The sequence below is a fragment of the Muribacter muris genome, from assembly GCF_004569585.1.
Lineage (GTDB): Bacteria > Pseudomonadota > Gammaproteobacteria > Enterobacterales > Pasteurellaceae > Muribacter > Muribacter muris.
Map to the genome: position 1 here is coordinate 129,218 of NZ_SPPA01000004.1, position 17,486 is coordinate 146,703.

Here is a 17,486-nt window from a genome sequence, read left to right on the forward strand (position 1 = left end):
TGTGTTGAGTGCTTTAGCCGACAGCGTATTATTTTTGACTACATACTGCAATAAAGCCTAATTTTTTTTCGTTATCGTTGAAGGTTTGGAACATCTTTTTGAATGTATCCCGATTTTCCGGCTTGAGTGCGTTGCCGACAATTTTCATTGCACCTAATACGCCCTCATCATAGATTAACCCCTTCGGTGAGAGCAAACTCATCTCGCCGCTAAAGGTATCGACATTGCGAAAACCGCACTCGGCGAATAGGGTTTTCCAGCCGTTTTTTGTCATCGGTGTTACGCTGATATTGATTGCCTCTCTCAGTTGAGCAAGGAGATCTTTGGCATCTTCCGTCTTCAACATCACATCGTGGGTGAGTAGAAAACCGTTCGGTTTTAGCACACGCAGATACTCTTTGATCGCCTTTTCTTTTGCTTCACGGGGGAGCATTGTCAGCATTGCTTCGTTGATGACAATATCAAAACTATGATCGTCAAAAGGCAGGCGGGTCGCATTGCCCCGTTGTACTTGCACTAAATGTTCCAACTCATTTTCTTTAATTTGCTGACGGGCTTTGGCGAGCGCGTCTTCGTCCAAATCAATGCCAATGACTTGGCAGCCGAATTGTTTGGCGATTTCAATTGCGGTTGTCCCCATATTGCAGGCAACCTCCAATACTTTTTTATTTTTTCGGAAATCGCCGTTTGCAATGAGCCAATCCGTTGCCAGCTTGCCGCCCGGACGTAAACGGGTTTTGCCCAAACGGGCTAAGAAATGATGTCCAACTTCTTCTTTATTCATATAAACCTCATTTGCAAAAAATCAATAAAAACTGACCGCGTGTTGCCCAGTTTGGCAGAATTGACAAAGATTATACCGTTTTTTTATCTGTTGATATATACAATCAACAAGATTTTTGGCAAAATTCCGCCTGCCTTTCAGAGTGGAAAAGGCGTGTATTTAGATAAAGGAACTTTTAATGGAAAAATCAGCAAAATCAAATGCCTATGCGCATCAGCGGGGCGATATTCAACAGAGTGCGATCAAAGCACTGGTAACCGATAAGTTATTCAGACAGAGGGTAGAGCGAAACCGAAAAGGCAAGGGAAGCTATCAACGGCAAGCCAAACATCGTAAAGGTTATGAAAGAGGTGAAAGCCCATTTAAAAGTATGACGCTATTTTTAAATGGGCTTTTTTGTGGCTAAAGCCCTTTCACACTGGCAATAACGTCCTGCTCCGGAGTGTCTGCATTTGCCTCTTGATTATTGAGCGCCATTTCGTCCGCTTGCGCCATCAATTTGGCAATCGCTTTGCGGTAGGTAATTTCAAGGGTTTCTCGGCTGGTGGCAATCACCCCTTGATCGAACAGAAAACCGTCATTGACATCATACACCCAGCCGTGAATGGAGAGATTTTTGCCCCGTTTCCACGCCGATTTGACGATAGTCGATCGCCCAAGGTTATACACCTGCTCCGCCACATTTAGCCGCCCTAGCATATCCGCACGTTGTTCGGCAGAGAGTTTGCCGAGTAAGTGGCTATGCTTAAACCAGAGATCCCGAATGTGCAATAACCAGTTGCTGATGAGCCCGTGATCTTCCATTCCGATCGCCGCTTTAATGCCGCCGCAGTTGGTATGCCCACAAATGATGATATGTTCAATATCCAGAACATCAACGGCATATTGCACAACCGATAAGCAGTTTAAATCCGTATGAATGACTAAATTGGCAACGTTACGATGGACAAACAGCTCGCCCGGCTCTAAGCCGGTCAGCTTTTCGGCAGGTACACGGCTGTCGGAGCAACCGATCCAAAGATAGTTAGGTTTTTGGTGTTCTGCCAGTTGTTTAAAAAAATCAGACTGCTCGTCTTTCATTTTAACTGCCCAAGCGTGATTATTGGCAAAGAGACGTTCGATTTTGTTCATTAGGGATTCCTTCGTAAAAAACTGCGGCATTCTAACACAGGGCGGCGAGGGTTGGGCAATCGGCGGCAATAAAAAACGGCGGGTGTTCCGACCAGCCGTTTAGGTAAACAAGGGTATAATGTCCGCAACTATTCAATTATCGGGATAATTTTGGTCGCCGATGCGCCTTTGTCGCTATTACTTAATTCAAATTGGACTTTTTGCCCCATTTTTAATGAACGGTAGCCTTCCCCCTCAATCACAGAAAAGTGGGCGAAAATATCTCCCTCATAAGCCTCCGAGGTGATAAACCCGAATCCTTTGGCGTTGTTAAACCATTTTACGATGCCGATTTCCATAATGTTTCTCCACAGTTAAATCATTCACTGTAAATATATTAAAAAATGTAAAACGCTCAACAGGGAAACGTTAAAAATTCGACATTGATCACAAATTTTTTACAGTATTGATTAAAAAATCGCAGTTTCAAGGCGTAACTGCCCTTTTTTGACCACAATCGCTTTGCCAAATCGTTTCACCATTGCCTCGGTTGTTTTGGTTTCGTCCAAAACATAGACAGGGTGCTGATTCAGCAACCCGCTCACCCCATCACTTAATAACGGCAAAAACAGTTGTAATTCCTTCTGATATTTCTCGGGACGGGCTTGCCAACGGATTAAACGTACCTCTTTGAGAAAGAGTGCGCCTTTTTCCGCATCATAATAGGGAATAGTATCCATTGTTAACTGGATTTCGGCATTGTAGGATTTCTCCTTTGCTTGCAAGATCCCCTCCACTATGCCGGTTATTTCCACGCGTTTTTCGTCAGTTTGCCCGATTTTCGTAGCAAGGTTATGCAGTTTGTAGTCGAGTTGAAACAGTGCTGGAATGCCGACACGATTCTGCAACGGCACTTTTTCGTGTAATTTGGTGGCTAAGTAGTCGTTGATCTGCTCTTCGCTGATCGTAAACGGTGCGGCTTGGCTCAAAAGAGGGAAAAAGGCGCATATCAGTAAACATAGACGGAAAATTTTCATAAACAATGGCTTTTCTGTAAGGTTAAATCAGGTAAAATAGGGTCTCTTTTAGACCCGATATTTTAGAATAGTTTTCAGTTAGGCGGAATAAAATGAAAAAAGTCTTATTGTGTGCAGCTGTTTTATGCTTAGCCGGTTGCAGTTTAAATGGCGGCGTGAGTGCCGGCGGCGGTTCAAACGGTGTGGGGATCGGACTAGGATTAGGCACGGGTATCCGTTTTTAATATTGAACCTTTTCCGTGAGAAGTGTCCAACGGCTACCTTAATCAACATAAAAAGGATTGTAAATGAAAAAAATGATGAAAACAGCATTGGTGGGATTAGCGCTTTTCTCGCTTTCGGCGTTAAGCTTGGCAGACAGTGCTTCTGTGGCAGAATTGCAAAAACGTTTAGAGCAGGCGACCCAATACAGCGCGGATTTTGACCAAACCGTCCGTTCCAGCAAAGGCAAAGAAATCCAAAAAGGCAAAGGGAAATTTTACGTTAAACGCCCGAATTTGTTCCGAATGGACACGAAAAGCCCGCAAGAGAACCTGATTGTGTCTGACGGGCAAACCCTGTGGTTTTACGATCCTTTCGTTTCACAGGTAACGGCTAACTGGATGAAAGATGCAGTGAGTAACACCCCGTTCGTGCTATTGACAAGCAATGACAAAAACCATTGGGATCAATATGATGTAACGCAAAATATGGATAATTTTGTGCTTAAACCGAAGTCGAAAAAAAGTGCAATCAAACAATTTGACGTACGCATTGATGCGAACGGTTTACTCAAAGGCTTTAGTACGATTGAGCGGGACGGACAAAGCAACCTCTATGTATTGAGAAACATCAGCACGGCAAACGTTGCCGCCGACTTGTTCAAATTCAGCGTGCCGAAGGGCGCGGAGTTGGACGACCAACGCAATAAAAAGGCGAAAAAATAACCCTTGCAAGCGGTCGGTTTTTGCTGATTTTTTACGAAAAACGACCGCTTGCGTTGAGGCTGACTTTATGAAATCTCCTTATCATCAACGCGATCCGCAAGAGTGGCAGCAGTTTGTCGCACTCTTAACCCAAGCGGTGCAGGAAAATAAACTGGAGGAGTTGCTGGCAATGCTGCTCACCGCAGACGAACGCAACGCCCTTGGGCTACGGGTGCAAATTGTGCGGGCATTATTGGAAAACCAAGCGCCGCAGCGTGAAATTCAGCAACAACTCAACACCAGTGCCGCCACCATCACCCGCGGCTCAAATATGCTTAAAACCACTGATCCAGCGATGCTGAACTGGGTAAACGATAAACTCAATGGCAAAGCGTAGAAAAAAACAAAGCCGCTCCCTTTACAAAAAGCTGCTGAGCTTTTTTATCCCGACTAAATTTCGTTCACTAAAAGATTGGCTTTGGTTCGGCGTGAGCAGGCTCGGCTTGGCGATATCGGGATTTTATCTCAGTTTAACCCTTATTTTTTCCGTTGTCCCCGTGCCGTTTTCAGCGTATATGGTACAAAAGAAAATCGAACACCTGATTCAGCAAGACGATTATCGTATTCAGTATAAATGGGTCAGCCTTGACCGCATTGCGTGGCAAATGCAAATGGCGGTGATTGCCGGCGAAGATCAGAAATTTGACAGCCATTTCGGCATTGACTTTAGTGCGATACAGTGGGCGATCAAACGTAACGCCAAGCAGAGCCAGAAAAAAGCCATTGGCGCATCAACCATTTCACAACAGACGGTAAAAAACCTTTATTTATGGCACGGCGCAAGTTGGGTGCGTAAAGGGGCAGAAGTACCACTCACCTTTTTAATTGAAAGCGTGTGGGATAAACAGCGGGTGTTGGAAGTCTATCTCAATATCGCCGAATTTGGCGACGGCATTTTCGGGGTGGAAGCCGCCGCCCGCCACTATTTCAACAAATCGGCACGGCATTTGACCCTGTCTGAATCCGCCTTATTAGCCGCAGCATTACCTAATCCGCTGATCTATAAAGTCAATAAACCGGGGCTGATGATGCGTAAACGGCAACAATGGATTATCCACCAAATCCAAAATTTAGGCGGTCAGCACTATTTGGAAAAATTATAGGCTTGAGCCTGTCGGGCGGAAAGCGTAAGATGAGGGCATTTTTTCAAGAGAAGGAAGCCCAAATGCACAGTAAACCGGCGTTAGATACCATTTTATCCCACCGTTCGATCCGTAAATTTACCTCACAGCCGATTTCGGACGAGATTTTTTCCGCGTTAATTGATGCGGGCAGACAAGCCTCAACTTCTAATCATTTACAATGCGTGTCGATTATCCGCATTACCGATAAAGCCCTGCGGGAAGGTATCCGTGATGCCTCCGGTATGCGTTATGTGGCAGAATGTGCGGAATTTTTACTCTTTTGCATTGATTTTCAAAAACACAAACGGCTCAATCCCGAATCCCAATTAGATTGGACGGAAGTCAGCCTGATCGGTGCGGTTGATACCGGCATTATGGCGCAAAATGTGCTGATTGCGGCGGAATCCCTTGGCTTAGGCGGGGTTTATATCGGCGCATTACGCAATCAAATCGAACAGGTGGCGGAATTAGTCGGCTTGCCCGAATATTGTGTGCCGTTAGTTGGATTATGCTTGGGCTACCCAGACCAAGATCCGCCGCTCAAACCTCGTTTGCCGCAGTCGTTGATGTGCTATGAAAACCGCTATCCCGAATGGGACGCACAAGCCTTTGCAGATTACGACCAACAACTAACCGCTTACTACCAAAAGCGTTCGGGCATTGAATTTAGCTGGCAGGATACCCTCAAAAAAACCTTGAATGAACCGGTGCGCCCGCAGATTTTGCCGTTCTTCCAAAAACAAGGTCTGCTGAAACGATGAAATTGTTGATGCTTTGCCGTGAGCCTCGTCTTTACAGTTGCCAACGCTTACAACAGGCGGCACAGCAGCGGGGCTATCGGCTGGAGATACTCGACCCCAACCGTTTTTTGCTGAAATTAGAACAGGGCAAGTTTCACGCCTATTACCAAGATCACGCACTGGGTTATGCCCAAAAATTAGCGGATTATCTCGGGGTGTTGCCCCGCTTCGGTACAACCAGCACCGAAATAGGCTGCAATGTGTTGGCTCACTTTGAACGTCAGGGCGTGGCGGTGCTTAATCACAGTGCGGCTTTTCGGCTGGCACGGGATAAATGGCAGAGCTTGCAGGCACTGGCGGCACAGGGTATGTCCGTGCCGGACAGCCTCATCTACGGCGAAGAGTATGACACAGCGGAGAGCTTGCACCATCTCCCGTTACCGCTGGTGATTAAAACCTTGTCCGGCTCGCAAGGCTTGGGGGTAATGCTGGCGGAGCAGGCAAGCAGTGCCAAAAGTCTGCTGGATACATTGAGAACAGCGAAGATCGGCACATTGCAACAACGTTTTATTCAAGAAGCTAACGGGCAGGATATTCGTGCTTTTGTGATCGGCGATCGGGTTGTGGCGGCAATGGTAAGGCAAAGTGCAGATGGCGAGTTTCGCGCAAATATTCATCAGGGCGGCTCGGCACAGGCAATCACACTGTCGGAAGCGGAGCAGCAGATGGCAGTGGCAGCCGCACACGCAATAGGGCTGGCAGTTGCGGGCGTGGATCTGATCCGTGCCGAGCAGGGCTTACAGGTGTTGGAAGTGAACGCCAGTCCGGGGTTGGAAATGATTGAGCGGGTCAGCCAAGTCGATATTGCCGGTTTGATGATCGATCATCTGATTGCAACAATCCGCTAAACCGCATTTTTCCCGCTATTGTTGAATATGTCTCAAATCACCTTGGGCTATCTGTTCGGGATTCGTAAAAAAATCAGCCAATCCAACCGCTTGCCTTTCCCATTTTGGTGCGCATAGGGTACAATGGTTGCTATTTTTTAACGGATAAATAATCGGTTTCTATGCAAACAGAATGGGCACAAACCCTTCCCGAATTGATTTCTTGGACGAAGGATCGGGAATTTTCCCTCTCCCTTTCCACCGAACGCTTAGCGTTTTTATTGGCGATTGCGGTGATGAACAACGAGCGAATGGACGGCGAATTGTTAGAAAGCGATTTGCAGGATCTCTTTCGCCATATCTCTCACACCTTTCAGCAATCGGATAATACTCTCAGTCTGCGTGCCAATAATGCGATTAACGATCTGGTCAAACAGCGTTTTCTTAACCGTTTTAGCAGTGAATTTACCGAGGGATTGGCAATTTACCGCCTAACACCGCTTGGGGTTGGGGTATCCGATTATTATCTGCGTCAGCGGGAATTTTCCAGCCTGCGTTTATCTATTCAACTGTCGATTGTTGCCGATGAAATTCAGCGTGCTTCCGTCTCCGCCGAAGAAGACGGCGATGAGCGTTTTTGGCGTACCCAAGTGTTTGCACCGCTGAAATATTCTGTGGCGGAAATTTTTGACAGCATTGATTTGTCGCAGCGGATTATGGACGAAAATCAACAACATATCCGTGAGCGGATCGCAGCTTTGTTAAGCCAGAATTGGCACGAGGCGATTTCCACCTGCCAACAATTACTCGATGAAACTTCCGGTAATTTGCGTGAGTTGCAAGATACCTTAAACGCAGCCGGCGATAAATTACAAGCTCAACTATTGCGTATTCAGCGTTGTTTAATCGGGCGGGCGGAGCTGGATTTTATCGATCTGTTGGTGGTGAATTTACAGAATAAGCTCGATCGGATTATCAGTTGGGGGCAGCAATCGATCGATCTTTGGATAGGCTACGACCGCCACGTGCATAAATTTATTCGGACGGCGATTGATATGGACAAAAATCGGGTGTTCGGGCAGCGGCTACGCCAATCTATCCAAGACTATTTCGAACAACCTTGGCAACTTTACACGGCAAAAGCCGAGCCGTTGGTTGATCTGCGTGATGATGAATTGCAGTTTAACGAAGCCGATGCGGTCGGCGAATTGCCGAATGCGTTAGAGTATGAATCAATGTCGCAAGTGCAAGAGCAAATTGTGGCGATAATGCAAGCCCACCTTGCCCCGTTCCGTGAGCAAGGTAAGCCGATCGATTTAGGCGCAATTTTGCGTGAACAGTTGGAAAAATACCCGCTTTCCCGCCATTTTGATGTGGCACGGATTATTGTGGATCAGGCGGTAAAACTCGGTATGGCAAGCCAAGACAGTCAAGCCGTTTACTCGCAGTGGCAACCAATCAATCCGCAAGGGGCGGAAGTCCAAGCTAATTTGATTGACCAATATAACGGCTAACAAGCGGTCGGATACTCTCAAAAATCGACAATCATTAGGAGCAGACAATGAAGAAAACTTTCCCAATGCCGACAAATTATTTTGCCATTCCCCTCGGTCTATCGGCGGTAGCGCTGGCGTGGTTTCACGCAGGGCATTTTTGGCAAGGCGGTGAAATGGTAGGCGATATTATCGGCGTGGCGGCGGTCGCGGTATGGCTGCTGTTTATCGGCTTATTTAGCTATAAAGTGTTCGCCTATTTTGAACAGGTGAAAGAGGAATGGCAATGCCCCGTGCGTTTTTCCTTTTTAGCCTTGATTCCGATTACCACAATGTTGGTCGGTGATTTGCTCTATCACTGGCAGATAAACCGACTGGGCGAAACGCTGGTTTGGCTGGGCGTGGTTAGCCAGCTTGCCTATGCTTGCCTGCGTATCGGTTCGCTGTGGCGGGGGGATACTTTCAAAGAAGAGTCTGTGCAACCGCCGTTTTATTTGCCGTCCGTGGCGAGTAATTTTACCAGTGCCAGCTCGTTAGCGTTGTTGGGCTATAACGATCTTGCCTATCTGTTTTTAGGGACGGGAATGATTGCGTGGATAATGTTTGAGCCGGTTTTATTACAACGTTTGCGGGTTGCACCGATTGCCGATCCGGCAAAAGCGACCCTCGGCATTATTCTGGCGCCGGCGTTTGTCGGTGTGTCTGCCTATTTGAGCGTTAATGGCGGGCAGGTAGATATTTTCGCTAAATTTTTATGGGGCTACGGCTTTTTGCAATTACTCTTTTTAGCCAGAATGTTGCCTTGGATCGTGAAAAACGGCTTCCCGCTTGGGCTATGGGCGTTTTCATTCGGTTTAGCGTCAATGGCAAACAGTGCGGTTGCGTTTTATGCCGGCACGCAGCTCGGCGGCTTGGCTATCGGGGCGTTTATTTTCGCTAACCTAATGATTTTATTCTTGGTTTTCAATACACTTTACAAACTGTTCAAGGGACAATTTTGGCTGAAATAGCCGATCAAACGGCGTGCTACAACGCCAATGAGAATGAATAGAGAACATACAATGACAGACACTCAAGCACTAATGCCGCAAAAATTAGCGGCGGCGATTGCCAATCCGATTTTTCCGCAATTAGACAGCCAGCTCCGTTCAGGCAGACATATCGGTTTGGAAGCCTTAGACGAACACGCTTTTTTAATGGATTTCCAAGCGGAATTGGAACTGTTTTACCGCCGTTATCACGTTGAATTGATTCGTGCGCCGGAAGGGTTTTTCTACCTTCGTCCGAAAGCCAGCACCTTGATTGCCCGCAGTGCATTAAGCGAAATGGAAATGTTGGTCGGCAAGGTGTTATGTTATTTGTATCTCAGCCCCGAACGTTTGGCGCAGCAAGGTATTTTCAGCTATGACGAAGTGTATGATGAATTATTGAGCTTGGCGGACGAACAAAAATTATTGAAAGCGGTAAATCCCCGCTCGATCGGCTCGGATTTAGACAAAGCCAAATTAGCGGAGAAAGTCAGCGGGGCATTACGCCGTTTACAGCGGATCGGAATGATCAGCCGTGTCGGCGATCAAAACAGTAAAAAATTTGTGATTTCCGAGGCGGTATTCCGCTTCAGTGCAGACGTTCGCAGTGGTGATGATCCACGAGAGGCGCAATTACGCTTAATCCGTGAAGGGGAAGCTACCTCAGCGGCGCAACAAGCGGTCGGATTGAATGAAAACAGTGCAAATTTAGAAGATGACAGTGAAGAACAGGGTGAGGAAGACTAATGGAAAATACGCTATTGCAAACTAATCAGCCAATCGCACCGCTTGCACGGGAAACGGTAGCACGGGGCAAGTTCCGCTCACTGACATTGATTAACTGGAACGGCTTTTTTGCCCGTACCTTTGATTTAGACCAGTTGGTAACAACCCTGTCCGGCGGTAACGGGGCGGGGAAATCCACCACAATGGCAGGCTTTGTAACCGCACTGATTCCCGATCTGACCCTGCTGAATTTCCGCAATACTACCGAGGCGGGTTCGACTTCCAGCTCCCGTGATAAAGGCTTGTACGGTAAGCTCAAAGCCGGCGTGTGTTATGCGGTGTTGGAGAGCGAAAATTCCCGCCAAGAGCGGATTATTTCGGGGGTACGGCTACAACAGATTGCCGGACGGGATAAAAAAGTCGATATTCGCCCGTTCTCACTGCAAAATATTCCGCAAGATCAAACGATTATCGGTATTCTTACCGAGCAGGTCGGCGAGAACAGCGCACGGGTGCTGGCGTTAGCCGATTTGAAAGCGAAATTTGACGGCTCGCCGGTTCAGTTCAAACAGTACAATTCCATTACCGATTACCATAGCTTTTTGTTTGATCTCGGTGTGATCCCGAAGCGACTGCGTTCGGCAGCGGATCGCAGTAAATTCTACAAATTGATTGAAGCCTCGCTCTACGGCGGGATTTCGAGCGTCATCACCAAATCGTTGCGGGATTATCTTTTGCCGGAAAATACCGGTGTGCGTCAAGCGTTTCAGGATATGGAATCCGCCCTGCGTGAAAACCGAATGACCCTTGAGGCGATTAAAGTTACTCAAGCGGATCGGGATATGTTTAAGCAGTTGATTACCGAATCGACCAATTATGTCTCCGCTGACTATATGCGCCACGCTAACGAACGGCGGGGCAATGTGCAAACGGCATTGCAAAAACGCCAAGAATGGTACAACGCCAAATCGCATATAACCCTTGAACAGCAACGCTTGGTTGAGTTTAGCCGTGAGTTGCACGATTTGAGCCAAAGCGAAAGCCAGTTGGAAGAGGATTTCAATAATGCTAATCATCATCTGAACTTGGTGATGGGGGCGGCTCGCCACCACGAAAAAATGGCACGCTATCAAGAAGAAGTGGAGACGCTAGCGGAAAAATTGGAAGAGCAGCAAATGGCTGTGGAAGAAATGGAGGACTTGGTGGAACACGCCCAAGCCCACGCCGATGATCGTGAGGATTTGGTGGAATCGTTACGGGCCGAACTGGCGGATTACCAGCAAGCACTGGACGCACAGCAAACCCGTGCGTTGCAATATAAACAGGCAATCGCAGCTTTGGAGAAAGCCAAGCAGCTTTGCGGCTTGCCGCAGTTGGATCTGCCTAATATTGCCGATTATCACGCTGAATTTGCCGCTCAAGCCGATGAAATGACTGATCAGGTATTAGCACTGGAACAGCGGTTGTCCGTGTCGGATATGGCAAAAAGCCAGTTCGACAAAGCCTATGAGCTGGTTTGCAAAATTGTCGGTGGAACCGACCGCTTGCAAGCGTGGCAGGAAGCGAAAGCACTACTTGCCGCCTACCCGAACCAAAAATTGCAGGCACAACAAGCGGTTACATTACGCCAAAAATTAACCGAGCTGGAACAGCGCTTGCATCAACAACAAAATGCCGAGCGTCTGTTTGCCGAGTTTAACCAAAAATCGCAAACGGAGCTCGAAACGGCTGCGGAGATTGAAGATTACTACGAGCAGCAGCAAGCCCGTTTAGACGATTTGGAAGCCGAATTGGCAGACAGTGTAGAACATCGTTCGGCACAGCGTCAGCAGCGGGAACAATTAAATCAACAATATCAACAGCTTGCCCAAACTGCACCGGCGTGGCATACGGCACAATCGGCGTTAGTCCGCTTGCAAGAGCAGTGCGGCGAAACCTTTAGCAGCAGCCAAAGTGTGATGCAGTTTATGCAACAAATGCTCAACAAAGAGCGGCAAGCGACCCTTGAGCGTGATGAGCTTGCCCGCCTTGAAGAGCAGCTTGAGCAGCAAATTACCCGCCTTAGCCAGCCGGACGGGGCTGAAGATGCCCGTTTAAATCAGTTGGCGGAAAGATTTGGCGGCGTGCTGCTCTCCGAACTATATGATGATGTTTCCCTCGAAGATGCGCCTTATTTCTCGGCATTGTACGGCGAAGCCCGCCACGCCATTGTGGTGCGGGATTTAGATGCGGCAAAAGCACATTTAGCAGACTTGGATGATTGCCCTGATGATCTCTATTTGATTGAAGGCGATCCGAATGGCTTTGACGATAACGTGTTCAATGCAGAAGAGTTGGGCGATGGCGTGGTGGTTAAAGTGTCGCAGCGTCAATGGCGTTACTCCAAATTCCCCGATGTGCCGCTATTTGGGCGGGCCTCCCGTGAGAAACAGTTGGATAAACTGAAAATCGAGCGCGATCACACCGCCGAGCAGCACGCCGAGCGCGCCTTTGATGTCCAGAAATGCCAACGATTGCACCAACATTTAAGCCAGTTTGTCGGCACGCATCTTGCGTTGGCTTTCCAGCCTGATCAGGAAGCGGCAATGCAGCAGATTAGCCAACAACGCGCTGATATTGAACGTGAGTTAAACCAAGCAACAGGGCAGGAGCAGCAGTTACGTCATCAGCTTGACACGGTGAAATCCCAGTTGCAGTTGTTGCATAAACTCCTGCCGCAGCTCAATCTGTTGGCGGATGAGAGTTTAGCGGATCGGGTAGCGGAATGCCGTGAGCAATTATTGATTGCACAGGAAGATGAACAATTTATCCGCCAATTTGGGCAGACATTGATGCAGTTAGAGCCGATTGCGGCGGCGTTACAGAGCGATCCGACCCAATTTGATCGGTTGCAAGCCGACTACAAGCGGTCGGTTGAACAACAAAAATTGTTACAACAAAAAGTGTTTGCACTTGCCGATGTGATCAACCGCAAGGCTCACTTCAGCTATCAAGATACCCTTGAGGCTGCGGGATCAAACTTAAACGAACAGCTTCGTCAGCGTCTTGAAACTGCCCAACGTGAGCGGGAGCAGGCACGGGATCAACTGCGTCAGCAACAGGCACAATTTAGCCAATATCATCAGGTACTGACCTCGTTATGCAGTGCTTATGAGGCGAAAAATCAGATGTTGCAAGAGCTGATTAAAGAGATGAACGAGTTCGGCATTCAAAATGATGACGGTGCAGAGCTGCGGGCAAGAGAACGAAAAGAGGAGCTACAACAACGTCTCAGCCAACACCGAATGCGTAAATCGTATTTGGAAAAAGAGATCGCCGTGATTGAAGCGGAAATGAAAACGCTCACCAAAGCCCTCCGCAAAGCCGAGCAGGATTATCACGCCCAGAGGGAAATGGTGGTGCAAGCGAAGATCAGTTGGTGCTTGGTGCTGAAATTATCCCGCAACAGCGATGTGGAAAAACGGCTCTATCGTGGCGAATTTGCTTACCAAACTGCCGAAGAATTACGTTCGATTTCCGATAAAGCCTTAGGCGCGTTACGCACGGCGGTGGAGAATAACGAATATCTGCGAGATAGCCTGCGAGCGTCCGAAGACAGCCGTAAACCGGAAAATAAAGTGGCGTTCTTCATTTCGGTCTATCAACATTTGCGTGAGCGTATCCGCCAAGATATTATCAAAACCGATGATCCGATTGATGCGATTGAGCAAATGGAAATTGAGCTTTCCCGCCTCACCAATGAATTAACCAGCCGTGAGAAAAAATTGGCGATCAGCGCCGAAAGTGTGGCGAACATTCTGCGAAAAACCATTCAGCGCGAACAAAACCGCATTTTACAGCTCAATCAAGGGCTGCAAAATATTGCCTTCGGACAGGTGAAAGGGGTGCGTTTAGTGGTGAATATCCGTGATACCCACGCTATTTTACTCAATGCGCTTTCCCAAGATAAAAGCCAGCACAGCGATTTATTTGAGAACCAAAAACTCAGCTTCTCCGAAGCGTTGGCAATGCTCTATAAACGGGTCAATCCACATATTGAAATGGGACAACGCACACCGCAAACCATTGGTGAGGAACTGTTGGATTACCGCAATTATTTGGATTTGGAAGTGGAAACCTTCCGCGGCGCAGACGGCTGGTTGAAAGCGGAAAGTAGTGCGTTATCCACCGGTGAAGCGATCGGGACGGGAATGTCGATTTTACTAATGGTGGTGCAAAGTTGGGAAGAAGAATCCCGCCGCTTGCGTGCCAAAGATATTCTACCGTGCCGTTTGTTATTCCTAGATGAAGCGGCACGCTTAGACGCACTCTCAATCAATACCTTATTTGAATTGTGCGAACGGCTAGATATGCAATTACTCATTGCTGCCCCGGAAAACATCAGCCCGGAACGTGGCACAACCTACAAACTGGTACGAAAAATCACCAACAACCAAGAGTATGTTCACGTTGTCGGCTTGCGAGGTTTTGGGCAAGCCTAATGCCAAATCTAAACGGGATACCTGAGTATCCCGTTTTTTATCAGCGATATTAGCTTATTTTGCAAAAAATCTTACCTTAGCGACCGCTTGTTATTTCCCCCTTGATAATCCCCCTTTACAGTCAGCCTAATTCCCTTATCTTTTTGCCAATATAACACAACACAAATCTGCACTTTCATTATTTTCCTTATGGTTTTTCAGCATTTAAACGGATTTGTAGCATAAATAATTGCGCAAAAAAAAACAAACTATAATTATTTTTCGTACAGTTTAAATTTTCATTTTTATGAGGAAAATCCAATGAAATTCACCAAAACATTACTCAACACCGCATTTTTTGCCCTTTCAACCGTTAGCCTAAGCCCCGTTGCCTATGCCGATTCAGCGGAGAGCCAATTTAACCAAGCCATAACAGCGTATAAAAACCAAGATTACACCACTGCCTTTAATTTATTGAAACCCTTAGCAGAGCAAGGGCTTGCAGAGGCTCAAGGAGTACTTGGTACAATGTATGGATTAGGGAAAGGGGTTAAGCAAGATAGACAACAATCGAAATATTGGGCTGGTAAAGCCTGTGATAATGGAAACCAAAAGGCTTGTGATATGTACCGTGTGTTAAATGAGAGGGAATAATGTGTGAATTGTTTAATGTACTTCCTGATTGGCTCAGTGCTATAGCTACGCTGATATTAGCTTACTTAGCATATCAGGCAAAAAATGAGTGGATAAAACCTGAAGTTTTAACCGTAAAAAAAGAAATTATTCGCTGTTTGATTCTACTGGATAGCAATTTTGAGAAAATAGATGAAATTACTCAAAATAATATAAGATTTAGTAAGATGATGAATAGCAATGATAATGTATTGAGTAATCCTGAGAAAAGTAGAATAAATGAGGAAAATAACCAACTTATACTAAACTTGGAGAGTTGGCTTGCTTTTTTAATGATATTAGTTATTGAAAAAGATAAACAAGTTATTCAGCAAGAAATAAGATCTTTAAAAAAGATAATACTAACACAAAATACAGTATTATCTTCTATTCAATATAGAAAGATTAGGGTTAATCTCATTGATATTTTAAACAATATAAAATAAATATGTTAAATAGGAGTAACATAATGAATAAAAAATCATTCGGATTAGTAATAGCTATATTATTAGTGGCTACTTCGTTTGGTGGATATAATTTTTACCAGCAGCAACAGAAAGAACAATGGGAGCTTCAAATTTTTACCTTGGATAAACAATTTGAAGATCAGGAATATTCTGAGGCATTAAAAGGGTATCAATTATTGGCAGAAAAAGGCTATGCTAAAGCACAGTTTAAATTGTATGAAATGTATTTCAAGGGGCTAGGCGTTCGTCAAGATTTCAAACAAGCGGTATTTTGGCTGAAAAAATCTGCAGAACAAGGTGAAGATAATGCACAATATATGCTAGGTATTCATTATAAAGGTGGAATAGGTATTGAAAAAGAGATTAAAACTGCACGGAAGTGGTTTGAAAAGGCTACTCGTGCTGGTAATTCGTTTGCAATGAATGCGTTGGGTGAAATGTATCGTGATGGTATTGGGGGGCAAGCCGATAAACAAAAAGCCTTAAATTTATTTGAACAAGCCGCTAAAAAAGATGTGGGAGATGCTCATTTCAATTTAGCAAAGATGTATGAAGTAGGTGATGGTGTTGAGAAGGATAAAGATAAATCGAATCAACATTATCTTGCCTCTGCTTCTAATGGTAATATAGAGGCACAATTGTATCTTGGTGAAACGCTTTATAATCAGGGTAAATATAAGGCAGCATTGGAAATATTAGAACAGGCAGCAGAAGGGGGGAATGCCAAAGCACAGTATCTTGTTGCGGATATTTATTATAATGGGCGTAATGTAGAAAAGAATTTCTACAATGCAGCAAAATGGTATAAGAGAGCGGCAGAAAAAGGTTATGAAGATGCTTATTTTTATCTTGGCTACTTATATCAAAGTGGAAACGGGATAGAACAGAGTATTTTTGATGCAAGGAAATGGTATAAAAAGGCTGCTGAAAAAGGTAATGAGGTTGCTCAAAATAATTTAGGGGTATTGTATGAAGAAAAATTCAAGAATGGTGAAAGAGCAGCATATTGGTATCGTAAGGCTGCAGAGCAAGGAAACTTAAAGGCAATGAATAGCTTAGGCGATTTATATAATAAAGGCTTTGGGGTTGTAAAAAATTATCAAGAGGCGATGAAATGGTATAAAAAAGCAGTTGAATAACATGATGATGCAGCTCAAGTGAACATAGGTTTAATGTATGAATTAGGGAATGGAGTTAAACAAGATAAGTGGAAAGCTGTTGATTTCTATCAAAAAGCGGCAAACAAAGGTAATCAAATAGGACAAGTCAATCTAGGTTTTATGTATGAAACGGGGCAAGGCGTGAAACAAGATTACCAACAAGCTATAATGTGGTATGAGAAAGCGGCGGCACAAGGTAATTTTCGAGCTATACGAAAATTAGCCTCACTTTATTTGGCAGGAAGTGGTGTGCCTAAAAGTACTGAAAAAGGTCTTGATTGGTATCAATCTGCAGCAGAAAAGGGGGACGCTAATTCCCAATTTGAATTAGGGCTAATATATGCGAATGGTAAGGAGGTTGAAAAAAATATTACGAAAGCTGTTGAGAGGTATCTAAAAGCTGCACAGCAAGAACATGCTGGTGCGTTAAATAATTTAGGGGTATTAAAAGAAAATGGCTATCCTATTGGTATCATAACAATTTTGGAACCAAGTGTTATAACTTTAGTTAAGGTACGAGACTTTTATGAACAAAGCTGTAAATTGGGTGATCAGAAGGGTTGTGAAAATTATAAAAACTACAAGGGATTTTTTTAGATAAAAAGGCAATCAAAACGGCTGCGATAAATATCGGGAATTAAACGAAAAAGGTGTGGAATAATCACAAGTTATTTTGAATGAAAGGGAAGTATTACTTCCCTTTATTTGTAGAAGATCAGATTAAATCTGACAAATCACAATAAAAAGTGAGCGTTTCCCGTTTAGAATATGAGTGTCAAATTCAATCTAAACAAAAAAGGAAACGCTCATGTTTTATTCTAACAACCCTCTCA

General features: G+C 45.4%; 19 protein-coding genes. 15 read left to right on the top strand and 4 right to left on the bottom strand.

The window, feature by feature from the left end; all coding sequences use genetic code 11:
- Positions 1-28 precede the first annotated feature (28 nt).
- Positions 29-784, bottom strand: a complete 756-nt coding sequence (locus E4T80_RS02960; protein ID WP_135054804.1) for a class I SAM-dependent methyltransferase — start codon at positions 782-784, stop codon at positions 29-31.
- Positions 785-962: 178 nt separating this feature from the next.
- Here E4T80_RS02960 and E4T80_RS02965 point away from each other — a divergent pair, with 178 nt between their 5' ends.
- Positions 963-1,190, top strand: coding sequence for an alternative ribosome-rescue factor A (locus tag E4T80_RS02965; RefSeq protein ID WP_135054806.1), 228 nt, complete (start codon positions 963-965; stop codon positions 1,188-1,190).
- Here the strand turns inward: E4T80_RS02965 and can are convergent.
- From can to E4T80_RS02980, 3 genes are all read right to left on the bottom strand, one after another.
- A complete protein-coding gene (gene can, locus E4T80_RS02970) occupies positions 1,187-1,915 on the bottom strand; it encodes a carbonate dehydratase (protein ID WP_228064873.1) in 729 nt (242 codons plus the stop codon). The genes E4T80_RS02965 and can overlap by 4 nt on opposite strands.
- 128 nt (positions 1,916-2,043) lie before the next feature.
- Positions 2,044-2,253 carry a cold shock domain-containing protein CspD gene (cspD, locus tag E4T80_RS02975; RefSeq protein ID WP_047976183.1) on the bottom strand — a complete coding sequence of 70 codons (210 nt, stop codon included), beginning with the start codon at positions 2,251-2,253 and terminating at the stop codon, positions 2,044-2,046.
- A gap of 111 nt (positions 2,254-2,364) precedes the next feature.
- Positions 2,365-2,931 (bottom strand): DUF1439 domain-containing protein, encoded by a 567-nt coding sequence (locus E4T80_RS02980; protein WP_135054808.1) that lies wholly within the window; start codon positions 2,929-2,931, stop codon positions 2,365-2,367.
- A 92-nt stretch (positions 2,932-3,023) separates the two neighbouring features.
- Between E4T80_RS02980 and E4T80_RS13235 the strand changes: the two genes are divergently transcribed.
- The 14 genes from E4T80_RS13235 (at position 3,024) to E4T80_RS03045 (ending at position 17,250) form a co-directional block, all read left to right on the top strand.
- Positions 3,024-3,155, top strand: coding sequence for a hypothetical protein (locus tag E4T80_RS13235; protein WP_265588430.1), 132 nt, complete (start codon positions 3,024-3,026; stop codon positions 3,153-3,155).
- Positions 3,156-3,218: 63 nt separating this feature from the next.
- Positions 3,219-3,857, top strand: coding sequence for an outer membrane lipoprotein chaperone LolA (gene lolA, locus E4T80_RS02985; protein WP_135054810.1), 639 nt, complete (start codon positions 3,219-3,221; stop codon positions 3,855-3,857).
- A gap of 67 nt (positions 3,858-3,924) precedes the next feature.
- Positions 3,925-4,233: a trp operon repressor gene (gene trpR / locus E4T80_RS02990; RefSeq protein WP_047976180.1), complete on the top strand. Its 309-nt coding sequence runs from the start codon at positions 3,925-3,927 to the stop codon at positions 4,231-4,233.
- On the top strand, positions 4,220-4,999 hold the full coding sequence (gene mtgA / locus E4T80_RS02995) for a monofunctional biosynthetic peptidoglycan transglycosylase (RefSeq protein ID WP_135054812.1): 780 nt from the start codon (positions 4,220-4,222) through the stop codon (positions 4,997-4,999). Before trpR ends, mtgA begins: the two co-directional genes overlap by 14 nt.
- Before the next feature lie 62 nt (positions 5,000-5,061).
- Positions 5,062-5,781, top strand: coding sequence for an oxygen-insensitive NADPH nitroreductase (gene nfsA, locus E4T80_RS03000; protein WP_135054814.1), 720 nt, complete (start codon positions 5,062-5,064; stop codon positions 5,779-5,781).
- Positions 5,778-6,668: an ATP-grasp domain-containing protein gene (locus tag E4T80_RS03005; protein WP_135054816.1), complete on the top strand. Its 891-nt coding sequence runs from the start codon at positions 5,778-5,780 to the stop codon at positions 6,666-6,668. The genes nfsA and E4T80_RS03005 overlap by 4 nt, the downstream gene beginning before the upstream one ends.
- 161 nt (positions 6,669-6,829) lie before the next feature.
- On the top strand, positions 6,830-8,161 hold the full coding sequence (gene mukF, locus E4T80_RS03010) for a chromosome partition protein MukF (protein ID WP_135054818.1): 1,332 nt from the start codon (positions 6,830-6,832) through the stop codon (positions 8,159-8,161).
- Between the two features lie 47 nt (positions 8,162-8,208).
- A complete protein-coding gene (tehA, locus tag E4T80_RS03015; RefSeq protein WP_135054820.1) occupies positions 8,209-9,150 on the top strand; it encodes a dicarboxylate transporter/tellurite-resistance protein TehA in 942 nt (313 codons plus the stop codon).
- A gap of 51 nt (positions 9,151-9,201) precedes the next feature.
- On the top strand, positions 9,202-9,915 hold the full coding sequence (gene mukE / locus E4T80_RS03020) for a chromosome partition protein MukE (protein WP_135054822.1): 714 nt from the start codon (positions 9,202-9,204) through the stop codon (positions 9,913-9,915).
- Positions 9,915-14,375, top strand: a complete 4,461-nt coding sequence (gene mukB / locus E4T80_RS03025; RefSeq protein WP_135054824.1) for a chromosome partition protein MukB — start codon at positions 9,915-9,917, stop codon at positions 14,373-14,375. Before mukE ends, mukB begins: the two co-directional genes overlap by 1 nt.
- A gap of 300 nt (positions 14,376-14,675) precedes the next feature.
- Entirely contained in the window at positions 14,676-15,008 is a 333-nt protein-coding gene (locus tag E4T80_RS03030; RefSeq protein WP_135054826.1) for a tetratricopeptide repeat protein, read from the top strand.
- Entirely contained in the window at positions 15,008-15,472 is a 465-nt protein-coding gene (locus tag E4T80_RS03035; protein ID WP_135054828.1) for a hypothetical protein, read from the top strand. The genes E4T80_RS03030 and E4T80_RS03035 overlap by 1 nt, the downstream gene beginning before the upstream one ends.
- A gap of 23 nt (positions 15,473-15,495) precedes the next feature.
- A complete protein-coding gene (locus E4T80_RS03040; protein ID WP_167740682.1) occupies positions 15,496-16,632 on the top strand; it encodes a tetratricopeptide repeat protein in 1,137 nt (378 codons plus the stop codon).
- Between the two features lie 18 nt (positions 16,633-16,650).
- On the top strand, positions 16,651-17,250 hold the full coding sequence (locus tag E4T80_RS03045) for a tetratricopeptide repeat protein (RefSeq protein ID WP_135054832.1): 600 nt from the start codon (positions 16,651-16,653) through the stop codon (positions 17,248-17,250).
- Positions 17,251-17,486 lie beyond the last annotated feature (236 nt).

Coding starts and splice junctions, on each gene's coding strand:
- E4T80_RS03030 (WP_135054826.1), top strand. CDS start 14,676: ATGAAATTCACCAAAACATTACTCAACACCGCATTTTTTGCCCTTTCA.
- mtgA (WP_135054812.1), top strand. CDS start 4,220: ATGGCAAAGCGTAGAAAAAAACAAAGCCGCTCCCTTTACAAAAAGCTG.
- mukB (WP_135054824.1), top strand. CDS start 9,915: ATGGAAAATACGCTATTGCAAACTAATCAGCCAATCGCACCGCTTGCA.
- mukE (WP_135054822.1), top strand. CDS start 9,202: ATGACAGACACTCAAGCACTAATGCCGCAAAAATTAGCGGCGGCGATT.
- E4T80_RS03005 (WP_135054816.1), top strand. CDS start 5,778: ATGAAATTGTTGATGCTTTGCCGTGAGCCTCGTCTTTACAGTTGCCAA.
- E4T80_RS03035 (WP_135054828.1), top strand. CDS start 15,008: ATGTGTGAATTGTTTAATGTACTTCCTGATTGGCTCAGTGCTATAGCT.
- nfsA (WP_135054814.1), top strand. CDS start 5,062: ATGCACAGTAAACCGGCGTTAGATACCATTTTATCCCACCGTTCGATC.
- mukF (WP_135054818.1), top strand. CDS start 6,830: ATGCAAACAGAATGGGCACAAACCCTTCCCGAATTGATTTCTTGGACG.
- E4T80_RS02960 (WP_135054804.1), bottom strand. CDS start 784: ATGAATAAAGAAGAAGTTGGACATCATTTCTTAGCCCGTTTGGGCAAA.
- trpR (WP_047976180.1), top strand. CDS start 3,925: ATGAAATCTCCTTATCATCAACGCGATCCGCAAGAGTGGCAGCAGTTT.
- E4T80_RS02980 (WP_135054808.1), bottom strand. CDS start 2,931: ATGAAAATTTTCCGTCTATGTTTACTGATATGCGCCTTTTTCCCTCTT.
- tehA (WP_135054820.1), top strand. CDS start 8,209: ATGAAGAAAACTTTCCCAATGCCGACAAATTATTTTGCCATTCCCCTC.
- lolA (WP_135054810.1), top strand. CDS start 3,219: ATGAAAAAAATGATGAAAACAGCATTGGTGGGATTAGCGCTTTTCTCG.
- E4T80_RS02965 (WP_135054806.1), top strand. CDS start 963: ATGGAAAAATCAGCAAAATCAAATGCCTATGCGCATCAGCGGGGCGAT.
- E4T80_RS03040 (WP_167740682.1), top strand. CDS start 15,496: ATGAATAAAAAATCATTCGGATTAGTAATAGCTATATTATTAGTGGCT.
- can (WP_228064873.1), bottom strand. CDS start 1,915: ATGAACAAAATCGAACGTCTCTTTGCCAATAATCACGCTTGGGCAGTT.
- E4T80_RS13235 (WP_265588430.1), top strand. CDS start 3,024: ATGAAAAAAGTCTTATTGTGTGCAGCTGTTTTATGCTTAGCCGGTTGC.
- cspD (WP_047976183.1), bottom strand. CDS start 2,253: ATGGAAATCGGCATCGTAAAATGGTTTAACAACGCCAAAGGATTCGGG.